At 42.9% G+C, this 9,091-nt stretch carries 2 protein-coding genes; both read left to right on the top strand.

The window, feature by feature from the left end; translation table 11 throughout:
- Positions 1–1,419: condensation domain-containing protein (locus ACIQCE_RS16265; RefSeq protein WP_400496053.1), on the top strand; the 1,419-nt coding region annotated here is incomplete at its 5' end.
- 19 nt (positions 1,420–1,438) lie between these two features.
- The coding region (locus ACIQCE_RS16260) for an amino acid adenylation domain-containing protein (RefSeq protein WP_400496052.1) at positions 1,439–9,091 on the top strand (7,653 nt) is incomplete at its 3' end.

The raw sequence follows: 9,091 nt of genomic DNA, 5'->3' as shown, positions 1-9,091 counted from the left end.
ACGGCCGATCAATCACCAGTCGAAGGAGAGGTCATCCTTACACCGATTCAACGCTGGTTCTTTGAACGAAAGTTCAGCAACCAACATCACTGGAACCAATCCATTATGCTCCATGCACCAAATGGGTTGGATGAAGCCGTTACCAGACAAGTGCTCCAGCAGCTTATTTTCCATCATGATGCATTGCGCTTGGTTTATACATTTACCGATGGAAGTATTGTACAGCGTCATCGTGGGCTACAGGAAAACGAAGTGACAGTAAAAGTAATGGAAGTGCATGGGGAGCAATCACAGCAAATGCAGCAGGTAGAAGAGCTAGCAAATGAAGTACAGGCGAGCATATCTTTGACAGAGGGACCATTAGTAAAATCTGCTATTTTCCGAACGGAACAGGGAGATCATTTATTCATCGCAGTTCACCACCTTGTGATCGATGGGGTGTCATGGCGTATTTTCCTTGAAGACTTTATGGCTCTTTATGAGCAGTCAAAGCGTGGTGAGACATTCACGCTTCCAAATAAAACACATTCATTTAAAGAATATGCGCAACATCTGACAGAATACGCATTGTCAGATGAACTGTTAGAGGAAATCACCTATTGGAAAAAGGTTCTTGCGCATCCTGTCAAACCGCTTCAGAAAGACCATGTAACGACAGATCAACGTATGCTGCATACACAGACAATACGTTTTACATTGTCACAGGATGAGACGCAACATCTTTTGACCGATGTACATGAAGCCTACCATACGGATGTAAACGATATTTTACTGACAGCGTTAGGGTTATCTATGAAAGAGTGGACAGGTGAAGACAAGCACTTTATTCACCTTGAAGGGCATGGAAGAGAGGAAATCTTTCCTAAACTTAATTTGTCTCGGACAATTGGCTGGTTTACAAGCATGTATCCTGTGCTGTTGGATATGTCTTATGCAGACGATCTTTCATATCAAATCAAGCATTTAAAAGAGGAACTGAGACACATCCCGAACAAGGGAGTAGGATATGGCATCTTAAAATACTTAACGCCTGACAAAATGAAGGGCGGTACCCTTTTTGACGTCACACCAGAGGTAAGCTTCAACTATCTCGGACAGTTTGATGAACAAATAGGTGGGGGAGAGCTGAAACGATCTTCATGGAATGCAGGTCAATCACTGAGTCCCGAATCAGAAAAACCTCATGCCTTAGATATTGTTGGTTTCATCGAACAAGGTGTATTAAGTGTAACCATTGCCTATCACAAACTTGAATTTGAAGAGGGCACGATGGAGCGGTTCAAAGATTTACTAGAAACGAATGTGAAATCTCTTATTTCTCATTGTGTGTCACAGGATGAGACCCAAATCACACCAAGTGACGTGGGAGATGATGATCTCACAATAGATGAACTCGAAAAGCTGATGGATATATTTTAAGCAAACGAAGAGGTGGCCTATGAGCAAACAGAAAATTCAAAAGGTATATCCTTTAACACCAATGCAAGAGGGTATGCTGTACCATGCCATGTTAGATCCCAATTCCTCCTCGTACTTCACACAGCTTGAGCTGGGGCTAAGTGGTGAATTTGACCTCGTTCTTTTTGAAAAGAGTATAAATGAGCTGATACGGACATATGACATTCTCCGTACAGCTTTCGTATATCAGCAACTACAAAAGCCCCGTCAAATAGTACTTGCTGAGCGTCATGCAGATGTGTATACAGAGGATTTAACGAACCTCAATCATCACCAGCAGCAAAACGTATTAGATCAATATAAGAAGCAAGTGAAGAAGCAAGGATTCCACTTAACCAATGATATTTTGTTTAAAGTCGCTGTCTTTCAGTTGAATGAAACAAGTTGGCATCTGATTTGGAGCAACCATCATATCATCATGGATGGTTGGTCCATGGGTTTCATGATGAAAAAACTGTTTCATTATTATGAGTCGTATCGAAATGGACGTACGCCAGATACATCACAAGGCAAGCCTTTTGCGGACTATATCCAATGGCTTGGAAAGCAAAACAAAAATGAAGCTGAAGTCTATTGGAAGGAACGTTTAGCTGGTGCTGTTCGGCATCAAGAGCTTCTGCTACAGCAAGATGCAAACGGAAAATACGATCACAAGGAATGGACGTTCACATGGGATGAACAGATGGTCGAAGCGATTCAAGATTTGGCAAGACACAGTCAAGTGACAACGTCGAACCTTTTCCAAGCCGTGTGGTCGGTTCTTTTAGGCAGATACCATGCTTCTGATGACGTCACATTTGGAACTGTCGTATCGGGAAGACCTCCAAGTATTTCTGGAATCGAGCGCATGGTGGGGCTTTTCATCAATACCATACCTGTCAGGGTGAAATTGGATCAAGAGCAAACCTTCAGAGAGCTATTTCAAGAGGTGCAACAGCATGCGCTTGAAGCGGAAAACTATGATTTTATGCCTCTTTATGACATTCAGCAAAAAACGGCTGCTGGAGGGCAACTATTCAATCATTTAGTTGGTTTTGAAAATTATCCATTAGATCAGGAGCTGTCAGATGACACGATGTCTGCACGTCTTGGCTTTTCAATTGATGTAAAGGATGGATTTGAACAAACGAGTTTTGATTTTAACTTGCTTGTCTATCCAGGAAAAACGTGGACACTGAAAATCAAATACAACGCGATGGCTTTCGAAGAGTCATTAATTGCACATATATCGATGCATCTAACTAGTCTAATGGCGCAGGTCATTGATCACCCAGATGTACGTCTTTATGAAGTACCATGTATCACAGAAGATGAAAGACAGCAGATTGAAACTTGGAATCAGACTGATCGAGATTATCCAAAGCACATGTCAATTCCAGAGCTGCTCAAGGAGCGTATAAAGACACACCCTGACCATCTGGCATTAGTCGAAGGAGAGCGCACTTTCACATATCAAGAGCTAGGGCAAGATATTTATTGTTTAGCTGGCCACCTTGTCGAAAAAGGTGTAAAGCCTAAAGATACGGTGGCTGTCTATATGAATCGATCAGCAGATGCCGTCATCGCTATTTTAGCTGTCCTACATGCAGGCGCTGCTTACGTCCCGATTGACCCAGCGCAACCTGAAGAAAGAATCAAGTGGATGCTTGAAGATAGCGACGTTTCACTGTTGTTACATGCTGACGGAAAGCCGCCAATTCATGAGAGGATACAGACTGTCAATGTGTTACATGTACCTAAGGGGAAACAAACGCTATCAACTGTCGAAATATCCCCTTCTCATCTGGCCTATATCATGTATACGTCAGGATCTACTGGACGACCAAAAGGGGTCCAAATTGAGCATCAGCATATTGTGAGATTAGCGCTCTCTCAGGAGAAAATCGGTTTAAAAACATCGGATCGTATGGCTCATACAGGGGCAGTGAGCTTCGATGCTATCACATTTGAGATATTCACAACTTTGTTAAATGGAGCAACACTTTATCCAGTCAGCCGAGACACGTTACTCGATATGAATCGTTTTGAACAATTGATCAAAACGCATGAGCTGACAGCACTATTTTTAACGACAGGATTATTCAATCAGCTTGGTTTACAGCGGCCAGAAATGTTTACAGGATTAAAGAAGATGATCACTGGTGGAGATGTGATCAATCCTAAAAGTGCAGAGCTCGTGAAAAAAGCCAACCCTGAGCTCATGTTACTGAATGCGTATGGTCCGACAGAAAATACAACCATCTCAACGATTTACGAAGTAAGAGGAGATGAAACAGGCGCCATCCCAATTGGTCAGCCGATCAATCATTCTTCAGCCTATATTTTAGATGAATTTCAGCGGCTTCAGCCAATTGGAGCACTAGGGGAACTTTATGTTGGTGGCGATGGCGTATCAAGAGGATATCTCAATCAGCCTGATCTAACAAATCAAGCATTCATGGAGAATCCATTTAGAGCTGGAGGGCGCTTGTATCGAACAGGTGATTTGGCTAGATATGGAGTAGATGGGCAGATTGAATTCCTTGGACGGGCGGATGACCAAGTGAAAATTCGCGGTTTCCGTATTGAACTTGGTGAAATTGAAGCAGTCCTTCAACAAGTGAAAGAGATTGACGATGCTGTTGTTCTCATACGTGAGTCTTCCTCTCACGAAAAGGAAATGACCATTTACTATACAGGGATTATGACCGAAGAAGCGGTTCGTAGTTTATTAAATAGAGATTTACCAGCTTATATGATACCGCATCATGTCATGCAGCTAGACGCTTTTCCTCTTACTACAAACGGAAAGGTAGATAAAAAAGCATTACCTAGGCCGGATGAAGCGCAGCGTGAGCAATTGGAGACAAGCCTGCCTAAAACTGAAACAGAAAAAGCACTTGCTGATATTTGGGGAGAATTACTAGGTAAAAACATTGGGGTAGAGGAGCATTTCTTCACGGCTGGTGGACATTCCCTCAAAGCGATGATGATGTCAGCAAAGATTCAAGAAGTGTTTCAAAAGGAAGTCCCGATTCAAATCATATTTAAGCAGCCAACAATTCGCTCACTTGCGGCCTATTTAGATCAGGATGAACAAAAGCAGGAGAATCCAATTTTACCAGCAAAGAAAGCGGAGGACTATCCGGTGTCACCTGCCCAGCGGCGTCTATACATTTTGCAAACACTTGAGCCTGATAGTACCAACTATCATATTCCTATCGTATTAACGCTCGATGGGGCACTTGACAGACAACGGCTTCGCTCAGCTTTTCACCAGTTGATCCAAACGCATGAAATTCTTAGAACAAGTTTTCATATGAAAGATGAAGAGATTGTGCAAAGGGTGGAGAAATGCACATCCTTTGACCTTTCAATGGTTGAAATAAAGGAAGAGAATGCAGAAGCATATATTACGAGATGTAAAGAACCATTTGATTTGGCAAAAGCGCCACTTTTAAGAGCACAGCTTCTGAAAGTAAGAGAAGATCGTCATCATCTTGTCCTTGAAGCACATCATCTCATTACGGATGGCACTTCCATGAAGACGTACATTCAAGATTTGGCTAACGCCTATGAGGGGAAAATGCTTGAAAAAAGGACCATTCATTATAAAGACTATGCGGTTTGGCTCTCGAACGCACAAGAAACACAAAGGCAGAAAGAGCATGAAGCCTATTGGCTTAAGCAATTTGATGGAGAATTGCCGGTTCTACAATTGCCAACAGATTACCCGCGCCCAATTGAACGAGATTTCTCTGGGGAACGTGTCATGTTTGGCTGTGATCAAGCAACAACTAAGCGCATTCATGAATTACTTCAGAAAACAGATACCACATTGTATATGTTCCTATTATCTGCTTTCCAGGTGTTGCTTGCGACCTATAGTGGACAAGAGGATGTAATCGTTGGTTCTCCTGTTGCAGGTCGGACGCATCCTGATATACAGGATATGCCGGGTATGTTTATCAACACCATTGCGATGCGCGGAAAACCAGAGCAGGAAAAATCATTTTTACAGTTTCTCGAAGAAATGAAGCAAACGAGTCTAGATGCTTTCTCACATCAAAGCTATCCACTTGAAGAGTTCATTGCACGTTTGCCGCTAGATCGTGATACAAGCCGAAGTCCGCTCTTTAGCGTCTCATTTAATATGCAAAACATGGAGGTTCCAGCTTTAAAGCTAGGTGAGCTTGAAATTTCGCCTTATGCCGTGCAGCATCAATCAGTGAAATTTGATTTGTCTTTAGAGGCATTTGAACGCAAGGGAGAATTAAAGCTGAGCTTTGACTATGCAACGGCACTATTTAAAGAAGAGACCGTTCGCTTACTAGGGAAACATCTTCTTGCTATTATTCGTGAGGCGGTCAGTCAGCCGGATCAGATGCTTGGTTTGTTAAATATACTGGATCATCAAGAGCAAATGGAGCGGTTAGATCAAAGGGAAGGAGAGAAACCGATTATTCATGAGCCATTTCATGTGCAGTTCTCACGCCAAGCAAGGGAAACGCCAGATGCGATAGCGGTCATGGATGATCAAAGGAAGCTGACATATCGTGAACTCGATAACATGTCAAATGCGCTCAGCAGTGAACTGATACTTCGAGGAGTGAAAAAAGAAAGCGCCGTTGCGCTAATCCTTGATCGTTCGGTTTACCTCGTCGTCTCAATGCTCGGTGTGATGAAGGCAGGAGCCGCATTTGTGCCAATTGATCCAGCATTTCCTGATGAACGTATTCGTTACACATTAGAGGATTGTGGTGCACGAGTGATCGTAACAGATGAGGATTATCTAGACATGTATAAGAATCAACAACACGTTCATGTGGTACATGTAGAAAAAGTGGTACAGCAGCCGCATTCATTGGACAAGCCAGACGTATACGTATCTGTTGATCAACTTGCTTATGTGATTTACACATCGGGTACAACTGGGAAACCAAAGGGTGTGCAGGTAACCCATCGTAATTTGTCACACTACGTCAATTGGTTGACAAAAGAGGTATCACTCCAAGAGTGCGATTGCACTGCACTGCTCTCTTCCTATGCATATGATCTAGGCTACACAAGTATCTTTCCAATGTTAAAAGCAGGCGGTTCACTCTATATTCCTCGTGAGGAAGTCTATACAGATCCTGTTCGGCTGATGCGTTTCATTGATGAGCATGAGCTGACTTATATCAAAATGACACCATCATTGTTTCATATGATGGCAGATTCTAAGAATCATGACTTAGATGCATTGCGGTTGGTTGTACTAGGAGGAGAACCCATCATACTAGAGGACGTTGAGACGTTTATGAAGCATCACCCATGGGTGGCAGTCATGAATCATTATGGGCCGACAGAGACAACTATCGGTACAGTGGCAAAGCTTGTGACACCACATAAGGTAGACGCCTTGAAAGCCCGTCCAGTGATCGGACGCCCAATCGCTCACACAAGAGCACTAGTATTCAATCGCCAACAACGTCTTGTTCCCTATGGAGCACCGGGAGAGCTGTATATATCAGGTGAAGGGGTGTCTAGGGGATATTTGAATCAGCCTGAATTAACAGCAGAGCGCTTTCTTCAAAATCCGTATTTCCCTAAAGAACGGATGTATCGGACAGGTGATTTGGTCAGACAGCATTCAAATGGAGAAATTGAGTTTCTAGGAAGAGTTGATGATCAGGTTAAAATTCGCGGCTATCGAATCGAGAAACAGGAAATCGAGTATGCTGCACGTGCGCTTACGTCCATTCAAGAGGCGTATGTCAAAGTAGTTCAACTGTCTCGTTTACCAGAAATGGTGCTATATTATACCGCACCTGAACAGATTGGAACGTTGACGTTTAGAGAAAAACTCTCGGAGATATTGCCAGATTACATGATGCCCACCTATTTCGTCAAAGTGAATGAAATTCCGCTCACGAGAAACGGAAAGGTGGATGCAAAAGCTCTGCCGCTGCCACATGAGTTACATATGAGCCGTGCGGAACATGCGCATCCAGAAACAGAGCTTGAACACGCCCTTTGTGACATTTGGTCAGATGTTCTGGGGATTGAACATATCGGTGTTTATGACCACTTTTTTGAATTGGGTGGACACTCCCTTAAAGGCATGATGCTGATTTCAAAGATGCAAGCCAAGCTGAATAAGCATGTACCGCTGAAAGTCCTTTTTGAAAAACCAACGATTCGGGCGATGGCCGCATATATGGAGGAAGCAGACCTTTCAACGTCAACGGTCACAACAATTCAGCCAGCAAAAAGGCAAGATTTCTACCTTGTCTCATCTGCACAAAAACGTATGTATGTCCTTCAACAACTTCATCCAGAAGCTGTCACATACCATATGCCAGCTATCTTCATGATGGAGGGGAATCTTGATGTAAAACAGCTTGAAGAGGCGATTCAAGCTTTAATCGAAAGACATGAATCCCTACGGACAGCTTTTGTGGAAATTGACGGTGTACCTGTCCAAAAGGTATATCGTCGCGTGCCATTTACATTAGAGGTTGTTGAAATAGAAGAAAATCAGGAGCAGGCCGTGGTGAAAGAATTTATCACACCTTTCTCTTTACAGCAGGCGCCATTGATGAGAGCGAAAATTGCGAAGCTGTCAGATGAGAAATATGTGTTCATGATGGACATGCACCATATCATTGCAGATGGTGTCACACGCAGTCTGCTCATTCAGGAATTAGCACAACTGTATGAGAAAAAGTCTTTACCGCCAGTCTTACTGCATTACAAAGATTATGCGGTATGGCAGCAGGAAGAAAAACAAAAAAAATCACTTGAGAAAGATCGACAGTATTGGTTGAAGCAATATGCACAACCTCCAGAAGACTTGGCGTTGCCACTTGATTTTACACGTCCTGCTGTTCAGTCATTTGAAGGAGACCGTGTTGATAGACAGATATCTGCTCATAAGGCACAGCGAATTAAATCGCTTATGGCTGAAAAAGGCGTGAGTTTGAATATGATAATGCAAACAGCCTTGACCATTTTCCTTCATAAACTAACAGGTCAGACAGACATTGTGATAGGTGCTGTGACGGCTGGACGTACACATGCTGCCCTTGAGCGTATTCCAGGTATGTTTGTAAATACGCTGGCACTTCGCAACAAAGTACAGCTCGAACAAACAGTGGAAGACTTGCTTGAGCAGGTGAAAGAACGTAACCTATCTGCCTATGAGCATCAAGGCTTCCCGTTCGAGGAATTGGTTACTCAATTAGAAATTCCAAAAGATACAGCCCGCAATCCATTGTTTAGTGTCTTGCTGACAACAGATGATCGTGATTTCACATTACCTGAACTCAAGGGATTGAAGCTCTATCAAAAACAGCAGGAAACCCAACACGCAAAATTTGACTTAACGCTCGGTGTATTTGAAGAGCAAGGTCAAATGAATTTGCATTTTGAGTATGCAACAGCCCTATTTAAAAAGAACACGATTCAACGCTGGAGTCGATACTTTGAACAAATTGTAGACGAAATGATTGCAAAGCCAAATCAATCAATATCCAAGCTGTCTATCTTAACCGAAGAAGAAAAGTGGGAAATGATTACTGATTGGTCAGGACCTATCCTTGAAGTCCCAGAAGATCAAACCATTCATGCCCTGATTGAACAACAAGCAAACAGTACACCTCATCAAAAGGCG

The sequence above is a fragment of the Bacillus sp. NPDC093026 genome (assembly GCF_044754665.1).
Lineage (GTDB): Bacteria > Bacillota > Bacilli > Bacillales > Bacillaceae > Bacillus > Bacillus maqinnsis.
The sequence above is the reverse complement of the archived record's forward strand: the minus strand, read 5'-3'. Positions and strand labels throughout refer to the sequence as shown.